This window comes from Gottfriedia sp. ABJ_BB2_2 (genome assembly GCF_055484705.1).
Map to the genome: position 1 here is coordinate 605,262 of NZ_JBVFKR010000002.1, position 17,370 is coordinate 622,631.

Consider the following 17,370-nt stretch of genomic DNA (forward strand, 5'->3'; position numbering starts at 1 on the left):
TCAACGTTATCAATATTACTTTTTTATAATTAATCCTATTCCCCTTCTTTCAATAACAAATCTACAAATAGACTATATTCCTCAATTTAAAGTTTAACATATCAACTATAACCTTTCTTATTTAACTAAACTGCCAGGTAGCTCATTAAAAAAGATCGACAAAATTGTCGATCTTTTATCAACTAATGCGCCAGTTAGTTGAACAAGAAAAAATACTTTAAAAGTCATTTTGGAATATCATAGTGATAACTTCAATCCTGTTTATGTTTAAACTTAGAATCTAAATCATAAAATGGATTTCTAATATTTTCACCAACTTCTTCGATAGTTTCTTCAATTTCTTGTCTTATTGCCATATCCATATTTTTGTCTAAAATTAACGACTCCTTAGCCATTTCAAAACATTTCTCTAATCCAAGATTTACAATTAAATAAGTAATTGTTTCTACCTCATCAAGTGATTTAGTATTCCACAATTTGGATAGTGTTGTATCAATGCAATTTCTAATATCATCTCTTAATAATTCATAAGTGTTCGATTGTCTATCTGACAATTCAACAAGTATTTCTAAAAATAATAAATCATTTAATTTGTTTAAATTATATTCATTTAATACTTTCTCGAACAATAACGCTAACTTTTCAACTGGTAAAAAATCTGGTAAATCGTTGTATTCAGTAATATCCATGGCATTTATTTTTTTATCCAATATAAAGCCTTTTATTTGTCTCATACGTTTACTGGACTGGTACAAAATGACAGTTAAAAGCGTAATTAGTATAATCGCCCAAATGTACATACCAAACACCTCCACGAAAAGCCCTATTGTAAAGATTTATCTATAATATATTTCTACACCCCTATATATAGTCCTTGTTCAACTGAGCTGCCATTTACTACAAAAAAGAGTCACATATGTGACTCTTTTATTGATTTAACGCGCCAGTTAGTTCAATAACTACTTCAGAATTTATTGAATATCTGGTACTTTAATCTGTTTAACATTGTTATATTCAAAATCTGTTGATTTTTGGACATGTTTAATCTTAACTTCTTCACTTCCATTCCTAGCCACAAGATTAATTGATGAATTAATTCCCAAAATATGGTTTGACTTTTTATCAATAATAACATTGTATTTTAATTTGGATACTTCATATTGGTACTCTTCTGATTTATTTAGAAGTAATTGTGACCCAATGGTATCTTCTATTAAATCTATTAACTCCTTATTGCCCTTTTCCAGGCGGATAATATATGCATCGTCACTTTCCATTACAATCGCATCTTTTAAATAATGCTTATCAATAAGCATCAGAAATCTTTTTTCCTCAACCATCTCATGCAATTGATTGATTGCGTCAATACCAGAATCGTCAGTATTCCATTCTCCGTCTACTTTTAAAAAAAATTGATCATCTACAATCGTTTTTTCGATTATTGTTTCACATGATTCATCACATGAGATATCCGAAAATACAAACGTTTCATAAAGCGCTATTTCAGGGGACATCGTCATTTGAGAATCCAATTCAGATGCTTGAATCCAACCATTATCGTTTTCTTCAATTATCTTTTTAAACGAAACACTCTTTATTTCTTTCATTGCCTCTGTTGTTTGATCATAAATCTGTTCGACCGAGAATTTGCTTTTCATTTCTTTATTATTTTTCTGATGTTGCTTCGATTTTCCGCAAGCTACAGTTGAAAATGTCAGAATCAAAGTTAATACGATTAAGATAAAACTCTTTAATTTTTGCATTTTTTCTCCTTTAATTCAATAAGTAATAAGTTTTTCAGTGGGACAAGTGAAATATTTGTGAAAATAATAAACCCCAGTTTTTAACACCTATTACTCTATCGGTTTTTTGTTGTTTTTTTGAATATAACTTTTTATTTACTATAAAAGTTCAAAAAAAAAATAGACTGCCATTGCATCCTATTTTTTTGAACTAACGCGCTAGTTAGTTATATAACACACTAATCACGATTAAAAGTTACTCAGTCACACGTTTTCCTTTACCATCATATTTTAACAGTACTTGATATGTCTCCTCAGGATTAGCTTGAATCTTTTCGACATCTTCATTTGTTATCTCATATTCTATTAGCCAACTAACCATACCACCAGAATCTGTACGCAAGTAATAATTACTAGCTTTTTTAAATATTTCTACATACCTATCTTTATATACGATCTCCATATTATTACCTCATTTTTTTAATAAAACATCTTAATTTTATAGATTATATCATTCGATTTTCAACTAATTGCCAGTTAGCTCAATAAAAAAATCGACCATACAGCCGATCATGTTGTTCAACTAAAGCGCCAGTTAGTTGCATAAGGAGATTCAATCTACGAACAATTGCTTCTTTTCGTCTTTACTTAAACCAGTAAAAAATTTTTTATGAACTCTCAATTCCCTCTCTTTCTTTGGAAAGATTCTTTCAAACCAGGTTACCGCCATAGGAGTATGTTCTGGCTGTGCATTAACTTTATCCAAAAACGATTCATACTCTGCAATTACTTCATCATTAATAAGTGTAATGTCCTTTTTTCTGCTGTTAAAATCAAGCTCTGCTAAATCTCTTGCAGTGATGCATTCATCTAATTTCTTTACTACTCCAATTTCAGACGGCATACGTTCATAATTTAAAGAAACAAAGAAGTATATATAATTTGGTAATCTAAATAAGCCTTTTTTTGTATCTCTTTTATTTGCAATATAAAGCCAATCGCCTTTATTAGCAAAACAATTAAATTCTTCTTCATTAATTCCAATTAGCATTTTTTCATATTTTTTCATAGGTCACCTCGTTAAATGTGTATGTTTATTATACCAATTTAAAAAAAATCCTTAATTGAACTATTCTGCCAGTTATCTCAATAAAAAAAGCTGCATTTTAGCAGCTTGTGATCTTCAACTAACGCGCCATTTAGTTCAATAAGAAAAATAAAAAGCTACTTTTTTTTAAGGCTTTTGTTTTACATCTTTAACAAGGTGAGTTTCTCCAACTATGACATAAGAATCAACTTTTATTTTGTCGTCTTTACTGTCTTTATAAAGATTATATCCACCTTTATCACCTTTTAATTTTAGTTCGACCATATATTTTTCTGGCCCTTTTGCACTTCGGAAAGGTTTTAACTCAACAATATCATTTTTAATGTATCCACGAAGTTTTAAATAAACTTCTGCTTCTTTTTTGATGGAATCTTTTCTAAAGTCATCATATTTAAATGGTGAAATTAATAATAAAATAATTAATAAAAGTGCAATTAGAATTTTCTTTTTATTAAATTTCAATTCCCTATTTGATCGAATATGCTTTGAATCTTGTAGTTTACTCATTGATGTTCTCCTAACATATTTTTATATTCAAATATGTATTAATTATTATCATTTTTGTTCAACTAAAGATGATCGTTAGTTACATATGAATTAACCTTAAGTTTGAAAACTAACCCCACCACATAGCCAAAACGAATATAGACCAAATAGATATAAATAAGCCAATGACACCAATTAGTGAAAAATATGTCCAGAAATCAACACTTAATATTTCTCGTTTCATATATAAAATAAATGTTAATAAAATAGAAGTTATATATAAGAATAAACTTACTATAGTTAGCAAAGTTAAATAGAATAACGGAGATATTCTAAAGAAATTTTCATTGAAATAGTAAGCCATTCCTTGACCGAATATCCCTAAGAAACTTGCTAAAATTACACTACTCAAGATGGCTGCTTTTGTTTTTATCATCAATTTCTCTCCATACTAATATCTACTTTACCTTTCTTAATCATCAATCAATTAACTGTTTGTTAATTCAGAAAGTCGATTCATTACATCTTCCTTATCAAACGAGCTATACCATCGATAGTCTGAATCATCTAAAATACGATAATGTTGACTTATTACATTTTGTTGTACACGATAAACCTCTTTTTTCTCAATTTCAAGCCAAAACAATTTTCCACCTAGTGTTTTTTCTTTTGGAGTATTCATTCCATCATGTGCGAGTGTTTCGATAACCTCAAACGGTTCATCACCAAAAAAGTTTTTTAAAATCATACTATCCTTGAACAAAGCACATACTGCAACTGTATTCGTCCAGCCTAATGATGTTCGTTCTTTTTCAATTTGAACTAGTGTTTTCTTTGAAATACCAAGAACAGTTGCCATTTTCTCTTGCGAATACCCTTTTTCGAGGCGAATCAACCTCACATTTTGTGAGATAATCTCAATTAGTTTATCTTTATTCATATTAGTTCACATCCAAACAGATAGATTCATAATTATTATGTATTTCACCGAAAAGTTACCTAAATCAACTTATAGTGTAATTTTACACTTTTTAGTATCGGTTGTAAATAACTATACTGCCAAATACTTAAATAAAAAAAGAACAGCCATTGGCTGCTCTCGCTGTTCAACTAACGCGCCAGTTAGTTTAATAAGAATAAAATAAATAAAAGTAAGATGACTTTTTATTCTCCATAATCGATAATTTCAATGTCTTCAGGCTTGTTAATGGTAGATAGGTCTTCCATGTAGATACCATGGTCGTGGAAGGAAACATTTCGAACTTTGATACTTTGCGATTTTATAAACTGAACTAATTCGAACAGACTCTCCTTTTCCGGTTTTCCTCCTATTAATGAAACGGTGTATCCGCCAGTACACTCATGGTTGTGATAATATTCTTTGTAACAATAGAACGATTTGTCACCGTCATATCCCCCTGTCATCCCAAACTCGAGTTTATACCCTCTTTTTTCGATGCCCTTACGCATTGCATCAAATCCTTTATAATCCCGTTTGAATAAAGACAGATTGGCAAAGTAAATATTATTTTCTAGAAAATTATTTTTCAATGTTTCTTCATCGTCTAATCCACTATAATCGGTAATTCCAATTGGCGCATCAATTGACTTTGACTTAAATGATAACAAAGATGGAGTTGGTTCTGTGTCCATAAACAATTTGAAAAAATGTGACAACTCTTTAACTGTTTTAGGATCAAACAAGTTCACTTCGTGATTGTAGAACACAGTTGCGTGAAGTGAATTATCCACGTTTGAATACTTTACATATGAAAATCCTAGAGATTGTAATTCCTTTTTGTTCTTCTCCCAAAATTTCCCACCTGAAATCGCTGCTTTTTTCTGTTTTTGATAGTCATCTCCCACAACTTTCGAATGAAACATGCCTTCTAAATAAACTCTAAAAGTAACAGGTATCTTTTCTTTGCTTTTCATAATAAAGGTACGGTCTCCCATATTCCCTTCGTTTACGTCTTCTGATTCAACGATAGTACTGTTAACTCTATATTCTTTTTTTATATAACTATTAACAAGTTTATCTACTTCTTTTTCGCTTTCACTTTCACATCCGCTTAAAGTAAAAACCACTAATAGTAGCAATAATATTGCAACAAAATGTTTCATGCTGTTTCCCCCTAGTTGATTCACTATTTCATAGTGTAAATGATTCAAACATTGCAAGCTAGTCCTTTCTAGAGTTATATTTTTAAAAGTATTACTAACTTTACGTAAGAAATAAAAAAAAGCTACATAATATGCAGCTGGTATTGTTCAACTAACGCATCCGTTAGTTTAATAAGTAAAATCAAATTCTATTTTCGGAAATAGCCAATTTTGCAACTTCTATATCGTCGAATGGTATGGTTTTGTCTTTCAGAATTTGATAAGTCTCATGGCCTTTTCCTGCAATAATGACAACATCGTTTCGAGAAGCCATTTTTATCGCTTTATTGATAGCTTCTTTTCGGTCAACTATTGATTCTACATGTAGTAAATCCGTTTTCTTAATCCCTTTTTCAATTTCATCTAAGATTATATTTGGATCTTCAGTTCGAGGGTTATCGGATGTAATCAATACAATATCACTATAAAGGCTAGCTATTTCTCCCATAATTGGCCTTTTTCCCTTGTCTCGATCTCCTCCACAACCAAATACAGTAATTATTTTTCCATTTGAAAATTCCTTAATTGATTTCAGTACATTATCTAAAGCATCTGGTGTATGGGCGTAGTCGACTAAAACGAGAAATTCCTGTTTTTCATCAACGATTTCCATCCTTCCGCCAACATTTGTTAATGTTGATAAACTCTTTTTAATATCATCTAGTGGAATACCTTCAATTAATGCAACTGTTATACCAGCTAGGACGTTGTATACATTGAAGCGACCAACCAAATGAAGTTCAATTTCAATCTCCCCTTTAAATGATGAAAGTATAAAATGAATACCTTTTGAAGTCATGCGGATATTTTTAGCAGAAACATCTGATTCTTCATTTATTCCATAAGTAATTACTTCAGCTGAAGTCACCCTTCGCAAATCTTCAACAACAGGATCGTCTGCATTTAACACGACATACTTACTATCACCAGGGTTAAAAGTGTTACCTAATCTTGAAAATAAGAGACTTTTAGTATTTTTATATTCCTCAAATGTACCATGATAATCTAAATGGTCTTGTGTTAGATTGGTAAAAACAGCTGTCCTGAAGTTACAACCTAACACTCTTTTCATGTCTAGTCCTTGTGATGAAACTTCCATTACGCAAAGTTCCGTATCATGATCTCTCATTTTCCGAAGATTTTGTTGAAGTGCAGGAGGTTCTTGAGTGTTGATATCTGTTGGAAGCATCATTCCATTTATTTTCACACCGTTATTACCCATCAAACCTGTTTTCACTCCAAAGTCAGCAAATATCTTTTCGATGATAAAAGATGTTGTTGTTTTTCCATTCGTCCCTGTTATTCCTACTAATTTCATCTCGTGCGAAGGATAACCGTACATATGTGAAGCGATTATAGCCATTGCTCGTCTAGCATCCTTAACAAATATTTTTGGAACATCAATATCTACATCACGCTCGACTATTAATGCAACTGCACCTTTTTTAACTGCGTCTTTGGCAAATGAATGTCTATCCTCAAGAAATCCCTCAATACCAGGAACACAAATAAATAGATTTCCATTTTCGATTTTTCTAGAATCCATTTGTAAGCCTGTTATTTCAACATCCATATTACCTACTGTACGCTTAACCATAAAAAGGTCTGCAATATCATTAAGCTTCAATTTAGTTCCCCCACTCAAAATAAATTTGCTGAATTTTATATTTATTTTAACATTTTATTCCAAATCCTTGTTCAACTATCCTGCCAATTAGCATAATAAAAAGACTGTCGAAACAGCCTTTCGCGATTTTCAACTAACGCGCCAATTAGTTAAATATGAACAAATCAAACAGCTAAATTAGCTTTCCCAAATTATAATAAGCAACAATATACGAAAAGACCATTCTATTAATTTTACATATTTATTTTTGCTTTTTTCCTCTAATACTTCTTTGAATAAATTTATTTTTAAGAACAATTTATTTATTAATTTAACTATTAATAAACAGGCTAAAAGAATAAAAAAACCAATTACTAGAAATTTAAACCCTTTTTCTACTACTCCTGTGTATATCAATAAAATTGAAATTATCAATGTTAGATTAATTGCTATGTTAAAGTCTTGTTCTTTAATGAATTCTCTGGTAGTTATTGTTTGTTTCATTTTTATCCCCTAACTTTTTTATAACGTTCACTTAATTATATCAACTGAGTAAGTTTTGTAATTTAGGAAATTTTTACCTTTTTACATAGTTTTTCAAGTTATTCTTATTGAACTAATCTGCCAGTTAATACAAAAAGAAAGAGCTGCCAGTGGCAACTCATGCTATTGAACTAACATCCGTTAGTTGCATAAGGAATATTAATTCTATTTATCTTCCCAACCACTTTCTGAATGCACTTGAGTTATTTTCCCTTCACCTGACATAAATTCAATTGTTTTTCCATCGACTTTGTATTTAGTTACTGGAAATGTAATCTTAACTGAATCGTACTCAGGATGTTGATACATGAAATCATAGTTATTCAACACCATGCTTGCTGCTTTTGTAATTTCTTTATGCAACCATTCGTTTTTCTCTTGATATTTTGCGGCTAGTTCTCGTTGATGACGTTCAATTTTGTAAATTTCATCTTTAGTTAGAATCTTGGTAACAGTATTCTCTTCCTTTGTCTTTTGAATGCTATTTTTGCTATATGCATTTTGAATTGTTGGAAAACTCGCAGCTAAAATAATAGCAACTATAACTAACAAAAGTAAAATCCCTTTATTAACACTTTTTTTCCTTTCAACTACGACCATAATCCTGAACACTCCCTAGAAAATAAGTTCTAATTTATAGATATTAAATAGTAAAGATGAATTATCCTTTTTAAACAATAAAAAATGAGCAACCCTTGGCTACTCATAATGTTCTACTAACGCATCCGTTAGTTGTATAGGAAATTATATTAAACCTTCTATTGTAAGAATTGATTTAGTCGTGATGTCTACTGTAAAGCAAGTCGATCTACCATTTTCCTCACGTGAAGTGAGAGACACTATTCGGAACAAAAAATCGTGAGAACAACTAAGGAGAAATAGGTGGATGGCTTATATATTCACTGCTGTAATTTGACACGTTGAAATTGCAAACCTAAATTGAGATGTTGGATCAGTTGGATTAAGAAATAAAGTACCGATCAATATACCAAGTCCTGTTTCCTCTACGTTAAAATCTGTGGCTGTAGAGCCATTTCTAACTAAGATATTTACTGTAGAACCGATAAGTGTATCTAGTAATTGTCTAATCGGTCTCTCACGACAGTCACATTCACACCCAGAATCGACTGGTGGTAACAAGTTGGGAATAGGTCTTAGTGGCGAAAATCCAACTCCTATTACATCAGCAATACTAACTACATAGGTTGTAGCACCATCTGTAGCAGTAACTAAAAAATCATTTACTGAAGTAATAGTAAATAAAAATATGATAGGAGGTGAATTTGGTTGGTCTGCTATTGTAGCGATAAGCACAGTTTCACCGACAAGTTGTTGTAAAACATTTTGCATAGGAAAAACACAGCAGTCACAAAGACATCCTTCAACTTCTCCTGTTGGTCCTGTTGCTCCTGTAGCACCTGTTATTCCCGTTGCCCCTGTTGCTCCAACTGCTCCTGCTGATCCTGTGGCACCTGTCACTCCAGTTGCTCCTACCGCTCCTCTTTTCCCCCTTTCTCCTTCTTCGCCCCTTCGACCTCTCTTTGCTCTTTCACCCTCTTCACCTCTTCGACCTCTTGGACCTGTTGCTCCAGTTGGTCCAGTTGGTCCTTGTCCAATTATATTTAGTGTCAATTTTTGCACCTCTCTTTTAAAATTTACATACATTTTATTTTATGAAAATTGGACAAGTTGGTTCATTAACTTAATATTAAAATTTCAATTCAACAATACTGCCCTTTACTTCAATTAAAAAAGTCGCATTAGCGACTCGTGTTCTTGTTGAACTATCGCGCCAATTAGTTAGTCGTATCTAAAATCCGTATACTTCGATTACTATGTAATATCTGAAAGAGTTCAATCAAGTTATATTAAAAATAAAAACCTTTTAATCAACTATTTCAAATTGTCCATCACAAAAATTTTTGCCATCTATTTTAATTTTTACTGTATACAATCCCTTTTGCCAATTTCCCAGATCACTATAGCCCCATCCATGACTATACCAGGCATCGCACCATCCTCTTTCTAAATAGAAAAAGGTTCTCTCGTTAGCTAGTTCTGATTTATCTGGTCTAAGATAGACAAATTCTACTTTTATCCTTCTTCTTTCTGGAATTGTTGTCATAGAAAGTCTTATTTCCCAAAATATATAAGAAGCAGTTTCCCTTGTAAATTTCCTTTTATAGACGCGATTCTTTTTATCTACACCATTATATTCAGAATTATAAAAGTGAATTGAATCAAAAGTAAGCGTTGGAAGAACCAATACATCCTTGTTTATTACTTCGAACTCTTTTGCCCCTAAAATTTTACCATTAAGTAAAATTTCCATTCTATATTTTCCACATAGCCACTGTCCTTTTTTTCCATATCCCCACTTCATTTCAGATTTTGAAGAATTTGAGCCCTTTAATAATTTTTCTTCATAATATTCTCTTGCTAATAATTCACCATCAGAGTAATAGATAACCTGCTCAATAATGACACGTCTATCCATTTCTAATGTTTTGTAAGATAAATCGATTTCACAAGCAATTCTTCCTGTCTCTAATTGCGGGAATTGTGTTTTATACTCCCTTTTTTCTCTTTCAGTTAAATTTATAAAACTGGATTGAAATAAAAGTATTGAATCAGCTTTTACTTTGTCTAAAAAATTATCTTTAGATTCTACTATTAAAAATGATTCTACTGCAATTTTTTTTCCATCTAAAAATATGTTAACTTTATATTCACCAAGGTTCCATTGATGAAATTTGTCTAATCCATTTCGAAAAGTTAAAGTAAAGGTGCTTGTTCCTTCTTTTAACTCAATTTTTAAATTCTTTTTATCCAAGATGATTCCATCTTGGGCTTGGTATACATATTCTAAATTAACAAAACGAGTTTTATTAACTTTTGGATATGTTAGTATTAGATCTCCATAAATAAATCTAGTTTGATCGATAAAAAATTGCGATTGATACTTCTTACTTTTATTTGGTTTTGCAATTCCACCTTCATAAAAAAGTAGTGAATTAATATTTATTTCCGATTTAACTAGTCTTAACATTGCTGCCCACACCTATCTTCAAATTCGAAAAAGTTATAGTAAATAAACCATCATTATTTCATAATCTTAACACCAATTCACTACAACTTAACAAGGGAAAATTTACTATTTTATCTTCAATCCAATACAGCTAAAAACCAAGTACTAAAAAAGAGTCGATAATTACCGACTCCTGAATTTGGCAACAACAATCACATACCTTAATTGTAATTATGTTTACATACATAAATCATTATTATTAAATGGGAGTATAGTGTTTATTACTTCCCTTCCTTATTATTTGTTTATTTGTAAAAAACACGGAGGGATTTAGGTTTTGCAATATTAAAATATGCACCAATTTGTGAATATTTTCACTTAAACTATACTGCCATTTAGTTTAAGTGATAAATTTCACAATATTTGATAGATTTCTTAAAATATATTTTTCAATTACTCGTCCTCCATCAATCTTCTACCCAACTACATATACACAAAAAAAACGACCCAATCCTGAGTCGTCTCTATTTACCTATTAATCAACTTATTCCGGTATTGCTTCGGTGATTCATTCGCATACTTCTTAAACACCCTACTAAAATAATTCGGATCCTTATATCCAACCTCATAACTAATTTCTTTTAAGTTCAATCTGTCATCCTGCATTAACTTCTTCGCTTGTTCAATTCGCACTTTCATAACAAAATCACTAAATGTTTCACCGGTTTTCTTTTTAAACATTTTGCTAAAGTAGAACGAATTTAGGTTAACATGGTTTGCAATTTGTACGAGCGAGATGTCTTCACGATAATTCTCATATATATAAGCTTTTGCAAGTTCGACAAAATGGTTAATCCTTGTTTCCTTTTCTTTACTCATAATTTGGATTAATTTAATCAATTGTTGTTCAGATACTTTCTTAATTAGTTCTATTTCGTCTATATCTGGAAGTTCGAATGTTGTTATGTGATAGTTTTGCTGTTTCAGGAATTGTTCCAGATGATTGAATAAAATGATTAATTCTGCCTTCAATTTCTTTGTATCTAAATTTAGTTCAAGTGTTAACCTGTCATAAATTCGACTAAAGTGTTCAAGTGATAAGTCAAAATCAAGCATGTTAATCGAGCTACAAATTGCTAGTAATTCATCATTTGTAATCTTTATAAACTTTAAAGATTTTGAAGATAGATTGGTTTCTGAAGCCTCGTTTATACCAGCATTAAATAAGTACATTGCTTCAAAATAAGATTTTCTCCAACCATCGATTCCTTTTTGGATGGAGCCAACTTCACATCGGATAGAATATCCTGTTTGCTTATGAACATATTCTCTTAATTTTTTTGCGCCATTTTTAATTTCGATTTCTTGAATCAGGTGTAATCTATTTAATTCAATCGGTTCAAAAATAGCGATTTTACCTTCAACAATGGGGCTCACAATACAGTTATTTTCTGACTTCATATAGTGCTTTACACATTCATATATTCTTTTTAAATCTATATCTTGTAATCGTTCATGCGAATCAATACATACAACCTTGCTAAAGCCATACTCGATCTGGAAGTCTAGTAAATTAGTCATCTCGTTTGGGCTTATATCCTGAATCGTATTTAGCATAATCATTAAGGACAATTCATTTTCTGTTAACGGTCTAAAGTGCGAGAGCATTTCAATGTGATGTAATTCCTCGACTCTTTTTTGATGATCATGTTCGATTTCTGTAATCAATCCTTTTAATAAGGAAATAATATGATCTCGTTTTGCCGGTTTTAAGATATAATCCTTTACTCCTAAAGAAATAGCGGCTTTAGCATATGAAAAATAATCATATGCAGATACAATGATTATTTTAGCTAAAGGTAATTTCTTTCGAATGACTTCCACTGCTTCAAGCCCTTGAATACCTGGCATTTTTATATCCATGAAGATAATATCGTAATGATTTTTTTCTGTACATTCTATTGCTACTCGTCCATTTTCAGCGTGATCAATTTTAAATAAATCAGGTAAACCCTTCTTAATCGTAAGCTCTAATCCTTCTCTTTCTAAAGGTTCATCATCTGCGATTAACAATCGATACATTATGGTTCCTCCTTTCGTTATGAACTGCAAGGTATCGTTAAAATAATTTTAGTTCCTTCATTCATTTTGGTCTCAATTGCCACTATATCTTCTTTTCCATAATATAATTCTAAACGTTTAAATACATTGATTGTTCCTAATCCAGTAGATTTGCGTTTTTCATGTATCGTATTTGTTGTATTTAATAAACTCATTTTTATTTCTTCGGTCATTCCCTTTCCGTTATCATAAACGGTTATGATGATTACATCAGTAGACTTTTTTATTTCTAAACCAATAACAGCACCTTTTTCCATGTGCTCAATTCCGTGAATAAAAGCATTTTCAAGTAGTGGTTGGATTGATAAACAAGGAATTAATTGCTCTAGACATTCATCGTCAACATCAATCTCGAAACTTACGCGGTCTCGAAATCTCGCTTTTTGAATTGAGAAGTATTCTTTTGCATTAAGAATTTCATCTGAAATCGTTACAGCTTCATCAAGCTTCCGAAGATTATATCTCAATAAATTAGAAGTAGAAATTGTTAAATCACTTGTTTGTTCTGCTCCCTCTATATAAGCCAATTTAGAAATAACATTTAAAGTATTAAATAAAAAATGAGGATTAATTTGGCTTTGAAGAGCTTTTAACTCAAGCTCCTTAACTAGACGGTCTTTTTCAACCATTTCTAAATTTTTCGACATTAGAATTTTTAAATTATGCATCATTTCATTAAATATTTCACCTAGAATACCTACTTCATCCTTTGTTGATGTAGTAAATGGACCAACCTCGAAATTCCCTTTACCAATTTGTTTAGCCATATAAATGAGTTTATTAATCGGCAGAATTATACTTCTAGACAACCAAATCGCAAAAATAATACTCATAATTGTTGTGATAATAAATAACATAACCCCAAGTTTATTCATAGAATTCGTATATTTAACGACATTATTATAAATTGGATAATATGTATTTAATTCAATATCAACTAGGTTTTGACTATCCTCTTTAATAAATGAGGCAATCTTTTCTACTTCCCTATACTGCTCAACATAATTCGAATAATTTTTTTGAATGAGACTATTTGTAATGCTGTCTTCTTCTTCCAAAAATGAATTTAATGTATAGTAATAGTTTTCTACATTCAGTAGATTATTTTTTTTGACACTTTGCTTAATTAATTCATTTTTTAACTGTTTCAGCTTTTCCTTATGCTTGATTAATAGTTTATAGTTTTTTGTATCTTGATATATGATATAACTACTTAAAAATCGTAAATTTTTATCTGTTTCATTCGAGATTTGTTTATAAATATAAATTTTATCAATCATGAGATTATAGCTTTCTTGCACTTTTTTTCCGCTTTCAAAGATAAAAAATGAAACCAGATTTAGTAACAAAACAATAATTGGTATAAATATAAAAAGCTTTGTACGTATTTTCAATGCCTTACCTCCTGAAGGACATTATCACTAGTAATGACCTCGGTTGGCGTATAATTAATTTTAACAGTTTTTTCTCCCTGTATTGATTTATAGAGCAATTCTACACCTTGAAACCCCATATCATATGGCTTTTGGACAATTGTAGCTTTTATTTTATGATCAATGATTCCTTTCATCGTTTCCTCTAAACCATCAAATCCATAAATTTGAATTTCGCGATCAAACACATTGTTTGTTGCATTTGAAATCCCAATCGCGTCTAACGCACTAATTCCAACCATAATATTGATATTGTTATATTTTCGTAGCATTCGTTCTGCTTGGAGTGATGCTTGAATTTTTGAAATATTCGAACTAGACCTATCAATCACATGTAGATTCGGATATTGACCAATCACATTTAATAAACCATTCAGTCTCATTTTTTGGCTTTCTGATGTTTCACTACCTATAATAATGCCAATGTTTCCTTTTCCATTCGTCATTTGAGCAACTGTTTGTCCCAATTGAATACCTGCTTTATAATTGTCAGTACCAATATATGATTTTCTTAAACTATCTGGCGCATCGGTATCAATCGTAATGACTGGGATATTTTTCGAAATTGCTTGATTGATAATAGGGGTAAACTTATGATTATCTAAACTTTGAACAATGATTCCATCAACTTTTGAAGCAACCGCTTTTTCTAAAAGTTTTAATTGTTCATCAACACTCGTTCGAAGTGGAGCAACATATTCTATATTTATATCATATTTTTTCGCACTATCTTTTGCACCCTTATCAACACTTTTCCAATATGGGTTGTCATATTCTTGACCAATTAAAATAAAATGCTTTTTCCCCACCTTCGTATCTTCACTAATAGACAAAGACTCTATTGCACGCTCAATTTGATTTGAGCTAGCTTCATACCTTAGAAGAACATAGATGAACAATATTAGTAATATCGTAAAACTTAAAATCCATTTATCGAATTTCATTCTTCCTCCCACCTTATATTTCTATCTTATTCATTAATGAATACGTTTACAATATATTATTATTTTGCTTCCTAGTTTTTCTCTCTGCAAAAGCATAAATGATAAATATTTAGTTGTGATACTAGACCTGATTGTCTTCCAAAACAATGAAAAAAGTACACTACATGTGTACTTTTTTAGGTGAATTTGACATCTCATTATGACGATTTCATTCTTTTTCTACAATATTTCCTAAGAAATAACGCTTTATTACATTATTTAGTTGAATGAATCGGTAAGCTAATTTCAAAGGTTGTTCCTTCATCCTTCTTACTGTTCACTCGGATTTTCCCATTATGTTCATCTACAATCCACTTTGCTATAGACAATCCTAAACCGATACCAGATTTAGACGTCCGTGATTCATCTTCTTGGAAAAATCGGTCAAATATCCTTGATACGTTTTCTTCTTTGATCCCAACGCCACTGTCTTGAACTTTTAATACAATACTATTTCTTATTTGTTCACAGCTAATTTGAATCGAATCATTTTCTTTTGTAAACTTTAATGCATTATCGATTAATATGACAAGTAATTGATGTATTCGTTCTTGGTCACCATAATAGAAATGAGTATTATTTATTAATAATGAAATTTCTTTATCTTGTAATGACACAATTTCAGAGAAGTGAGAAATAACTTCCTCTAATAATTCATTAAGAGAAAACATTTTTTTGTTCAGCTGAATTTGGCCCGAGTCCGATCTAGCTAAAGTTAGAAGACTTGCTACAAGTTTAGATAGTCTTCTATTTTCTTTTAATAGGATTGAAAAGTCTTGAGCTTTTTCTTCAATAGTAGCATTTGGACTTCTTAATATTAGCTCTAGTCTAGATTGAATAACGGTTAAAGGTGTTCTAATTTCATGCGATGCATCTGAAACAAATTCTTGCTGCTTTTGCCATGCATTTTTGATAGGAATTAGCGCACGTTCGGCAAGCATGTTTCCAGCTACCACAGACAATATACTACCGATAAACCAACCAACAATTAAGATAATTAACAAGGTGTCTAATAACTCTTTTTCAGACTCTATATTTCGTAAAAGCTGAAGCGTTACTTTTCCGTACCTAGTATCACCTTGAATTGAAATTGTTCGGTAGTTCATGTTTCCGATTTTATCATCGTACAGCTCATTTATTCTTTTAGGATATTTCAGTTCATCCTCTAAAAAAATAGCATTTCCACCTGGCAACGGATTTGAACGTTGCTTTTTTTCGTCCCACATGATCATTAGTATTCTAGGATCTCGATTCGGAATTTGCAATCCAACTGGATTATCACTTTTTTGAATACGTTCGATTGTCCATAATAAAGATTGATCCACATCCTTATACAAGCGTGTATTTGTATATGTGAAAATAATAATAGACAGTATTCCAATCAATAGACTAAATACAACTGAATTGATAATGGTTAATCGAATTTTTGTTTTCTTAAACATACTTCACCTAATCTTCTTTCATAATATATCCAATACCTCTTACTGTTTTTATAGCAGTCCCATAATTGAATGGCTCTAACTTTTTACGAAGCTGATGTACATAAACTTCAACGATTGCGACAGTTGTATCAGAATCAAATCCCCAAACCCTATCAAAAATTTGCTCCTTCATTAAAATCTTACCTTGATTTTGAATTAAATACTCTAATAATTCAAATTGCTTAATTGTTAAATGAATCGTTTCTCCATTTACTTCAACTGGATGTTCCTTCCCTTTTAAAACAATTCCTTCATACTTTAATGAACTATCAATTGAAAGCTTTCCACTTCTTCTTAAAAGAGCGTATATTCGAGCAAGTAATTCTGGGCCTTGAAATGGCTTAACAAGATAATCATCTGCACCTAAATTCAAACCTTCAACTCGATCCTCAAGAGAATCCTTTGCAGTCAAAAACAAGACTGGTGTGGGTATACCTTGTTCTCTCAAATCCTTTACAATCTCAAATCCATTTTTATACGGTAACATCACATCTAATACAATCACATCATATATATTTTGCATCGCTAAAAATAATCCTTCATCACCATCTAAAGCCGAATCGACAGTAAAATCAGCCGATAATAACTCAACAATGGATTTTAAAACTTCCTCATGATCTTCAACAACTAATATCTTCATTTATCTTCTTCCTCCAAAATGCTAAAAAAGAAGCGC

Annotated in this window: 18 protein-coding genes; all 18 read right to left on the bottom strand. The window is 31.0% G+C overall.

All coding sequences use genetic code 11. The features are described 5' to 3' along the window. Window positions 1-251: 251 nt before the first annotated feature. The 18 genes from ACX6U0_RS07960 to ACX6U0_RS08045 all read right to left on the bottom strand — a co-directional run bounded on the left by ACX6U0_RS07960 (window position 252) and on the right by ACX6U0_RS08045 (window position 17,334). On the bottom strand, window positions 252-800 hold the full coding sequence (locus ACX6U0_RS07960; protein ID WP_464959420.1) for a hypothetical protein: 549 nt from the start codon (window positions 798-800) through the stop codon (window positions 252-254). Window positions 801-971: 171 nt separating this feature from the next. Continuing rightward, entirely contained in the window at window positions 972-1,763 is a 792-nt protein-coding gene (locus ACX6U0_RS07965) for a DUF6612 family protein (RefSeq protein ID WP_464959421.1), read from the bottom strand. Between the two features lie 235 nt (window positions 1,764-1,998). After that, on the bottom strand, window positions 1,999-2,205 hold the full coding sequence (locus ACX6U0_RS07970; RefSeq protein WP_464959422.1) for a hypothetical protein: 207 nt from the start codon (window positions 2,203-2,205) through the stop codon (window positions 1,999-2,001). 150 nt (window positions 2,206-2,355) lie between these two features. Next, window positions 2,356-2,811: a hypothetical protein gene (locus ACX6U0_RS07975; RefSeq protein WP_464959423.1), complete on the bottom strand. Its 456-nt coding sequence runs from the start codon at window positions 2,809-2,811 to the stop codon at window positions 2,356-2,358. 165 nt (window positions 2,812-2,976) lie between these two features. Continuing rightward, a complete protein-coding gene (locus ACX6U0_RS07980) occupies window positions 2,977-3,357 on the bottom strand; it encodes a hypothetical protein (RefSeq protein WP_464959424.1) in 381 nt (126 codons plus the stop codon). Between the two features lie 109 nt (window positions 3,358-3,466). Then, complete coding sequence (locus tag ACX6U0_RS07985; RefSeq protein WP_464959425.1) at window positions 3,467-3,772, bottom strand: hypothetical protein; 306 nt, start codon at window positions 3,770-3,772, stop codon at window positions 3,467-3,469. A 51-nt stretch (window positions 3,773-3,823) separates the two neighbouring features. Further along, window positions 3,824-4,276 (bottom strand): helix-turn-helix domain-containing protein, encoded by a 453-nt coding sequence (locus ACX6U0_RS07990; protein WP_464959426.1) that lies wholly within the window; start codon window positions 4,274-4,276, stop codon window positions 3,824-3,826. Window positions 4,277-4,500: 224 nt separating this feature from the next. Then, window positions 4,501-5,460, bottom strand: coding sequence for a hypothetical protein (locus tag ACX6U0_RS07995; RefSeq protein ID WP_464959427.1), 960 nt, complete (start codon window positions 5,458-5,460; stop codon window positions 4,501-4,503). Between the two features lie 181 nt (window positions 5,461-5,641). After that, window positions 5,642-7,126 carry a UDP-N-acetylmuramoyl-L-alanyl-D-glutamate--2,6-diaminopimelate ligase gene (locus tag ACX6U0_RS08000; RefSeq protein WP_464959428.1) on the bottom strand — a complete coding sequence of 495 codons (1,485 nt, stop codon included), beginning with the start codon at window positions 7,124-7,126 and terminating at the stop codon, window positions 5,642-5,644. A gap of 177 nt (window positions 7,127-7,303) precedes the next feature. Continuing rightward, entirely contained in the window at window positions 7,304-7,609 is a 306-nt protein-coding gene (locus tag ACX6U0_RS08005; protein WP_464959405.1) for a hypothetical protein, read from the bottom strand. A gap of 204 nt (window positions 7,610-7,813) precedes the next feature. Next, window positions 7,814-8,248, bottom strand: a complete 435-nt coding sequence (locus ACX6U0_RS08010; RefSeq protein WP_464959429.1) for a hypothetical protein — start codon at window positions 8,246-8,248, stop codon at window positions 7,814-7,816. A 291-nt stretch (window positions 8,249-8,539) separates the two neighbouring features. Next, window positions 8,540-9,313 (bottom strand): hypothetical protein, encoded by a 774-nt coding sequence (locus ACX6U0_RS08015; RefSeq protein ID WP_464959430.1) that lies wholly within the window; start codon window positions 9,311-9,313, stop codon window positions 8,540-8,542. Between the two features lie 220 nt (window positions 9,314-9,533). Further along, window positions 9,534-10,697 (bottom strand): hypothetical protein, encoded by a 1,164-nt coding sequence (locus tag ACX6U0_RS08020; RefSeq protein WP_464959431.1) that lies wholly within the window; start codon window positions 10,695-10,697, stop codon window positions 9,534-9,536. Window positions 10,698-11,204: 507 nt separating this feature from the next. Then, complete coding sequence (locus tag ACX6U0_RS08025; RefSeq protein WP_464959432.1) at window positions 11,205-12,758, bottom strand: response regulator transcription factor; 1,554 nt, start codon at window positions 12,756-12,758, stop codon at window positions 11,205-11,207. Between the two features lie 17 nt (window positions 12,759-12,775). Further along, window positions 12,776-14,191, bottom strand: coding sequence for a sensor histidine kinase (locus ACX6U0_RS08030; RefSeq protein ID WP_464959433.1), 1,416 nt, complete (start codon window positions 14,189-14,191; stop codon window positions 12,776-12,778). Beyond that, window positions 14,188-15,174, bottom strand: coding sequence for a sugar-binding protein (locus ACX6U0_RS08035; RefSeq protein ID WP_464959434.1), 987 nt, complete (start codon window positions 15,172-15,174; stop codon window positions 14,188-14,190). Before ACX6U0_RS08035 ends, ACX6U0_RS08030 begins: the two co-directional genes overlap by 4 nt. Before the next feature lie 254 nt (window positions 15,175-15,428). Further along, the gene (locus ACX6U0_RS08040; protein ID WP_464959435.1) at window positions 15,429-16,655 is read right to left on the bottom strand and encodes a sensor histidine kinase; all 1,227 of its coding nucleotides are present in this window, start codon (window positions 16,653-16,655) and stop codon (window positions 15,429-15,431) included. Between the two features lie 7 nt (window positions 16,656-16,662). Further along, complete coding sequence (locus tag ACX6U0_RS08045) at window positions 16,663-17,334, bottom strand: response regulator transcription factor (protein ID WP_464959436.1); 672 nt, start codon at window positions 17,332-17,334, stop codon at window positions 16,663-16,665. Between the last annotated feature and the right edge of the window lie 36 nt (window positions 17,335-17,370).

Coding starts and splice junctions, on each gene's coding strand:
- ACX6U0_RS07960 (WP_464959420.1), bottom strand. CDS start 800: ATGTACATTTGGGCGATTATACTAATTACGCTTTTAACTGTCATTTTG.
- ACX6U0_RS07965 (WP_464959421.1), bottom strand. CDS start 1,763: ATGCAAAAATTAAAGAGTTTTATCTTAATCGTATTAACTTTGATTCTG.
- ACX6U0_RS07970 (WP_464959422.1), bottom strand. CDS start 2,205: ATGGAGATCGTATATAAAGATAGGTATGTAGAAATATTTAAAAAAGCT.
- ACX6U0_RS07975 (WP_464959423.1), bottom strand. CDS start 2,811: ATGAAAAAATATGAAAAAATGCTAATTGGAATTAATGAAGAAGAATTT.
- ACX6U0_RS07980 (WP_464959424.1), bottom strand. CDS start 3,357: ATGAGTAAACTACAAGATTCAAAGCATATTCGATCAAATAGGGAATTG.
- ACX6U0_RS07985 (WP_464959425.1), bottom strand. CDS start 3,772: ATGATAAAAACAAAAGCAGCCATCTTGAGTAGTGTAATTTTAGCAAGT.
- ACX6U0_RS07990 (WP_464959426.1), bottom strand. CDS start 4,276: ATGAATAAAGATAAACTAATTGAGATTATCTCACAAAATGTGAGGTTG.
- ACX6U0_RS07995 (WP_464959427.1), bottom strand. CDS start 5,460: ATGAAACATTTTGTTGCAATATTATTGCTACTATTAGTGGTTTTTACT.
- ACX6U0_RS08005 (WP_464959405.1), bottom strand. CDS start 7,609: ATGAAACAAACAATAACTACCAGAGAATTCATTAAAGAACAAGACTTT.
- ACX6U0_RS08010 (WP_464959429.1), bottom strand. CDS start 8,248: ATGGTCGTAGTTGAAAGGAAAAAAAGTGTTAATAAAGGGATTTTACTT.
- ACX6U0_RS08015 (WP_464959430.1), bottom strand. CDS start 9,313: ATGTATGTAAATTTTAAAAGAGAGGTGCAAAAATTGACACTAAATATA.
- ACX6U0_RS08020 (WP_464959431.1), bottom strand. CDS start 10,697: ATGTTAAGACTAGTTAAATCGGAAATAAATATTAATTCACTACTTTTT.
- ACX6U0_RS08025 (WP_464959432.1), bottom strand. CDS start 12,758: ATGTATCGATTGTTAATCGCAGATGATGAACCTTTAGAAAGAGAAGGA.
- ACX6U0_RS08035 (WP_464959434.1), bottom strand. CDS start 15,174: ATGAAATTCGATAAATGGATTTTAAGTTTTACGATATTACTAATATTG.
- ACX6U0_RS08040 (WP_464959435.1), bottom strand. CDS start 16,655: ATGTTTAAGAAAACAAAAATTCGATTAACCATTATCAATTCAGTTGTA.
- ACX6U0_RS08045 (WP_464959436.1), bottom strand. CDS start 17,334: ATGAAGATATTAGTTGTTGAAGATCATGAGGAAGTTTTAAAATCCATT.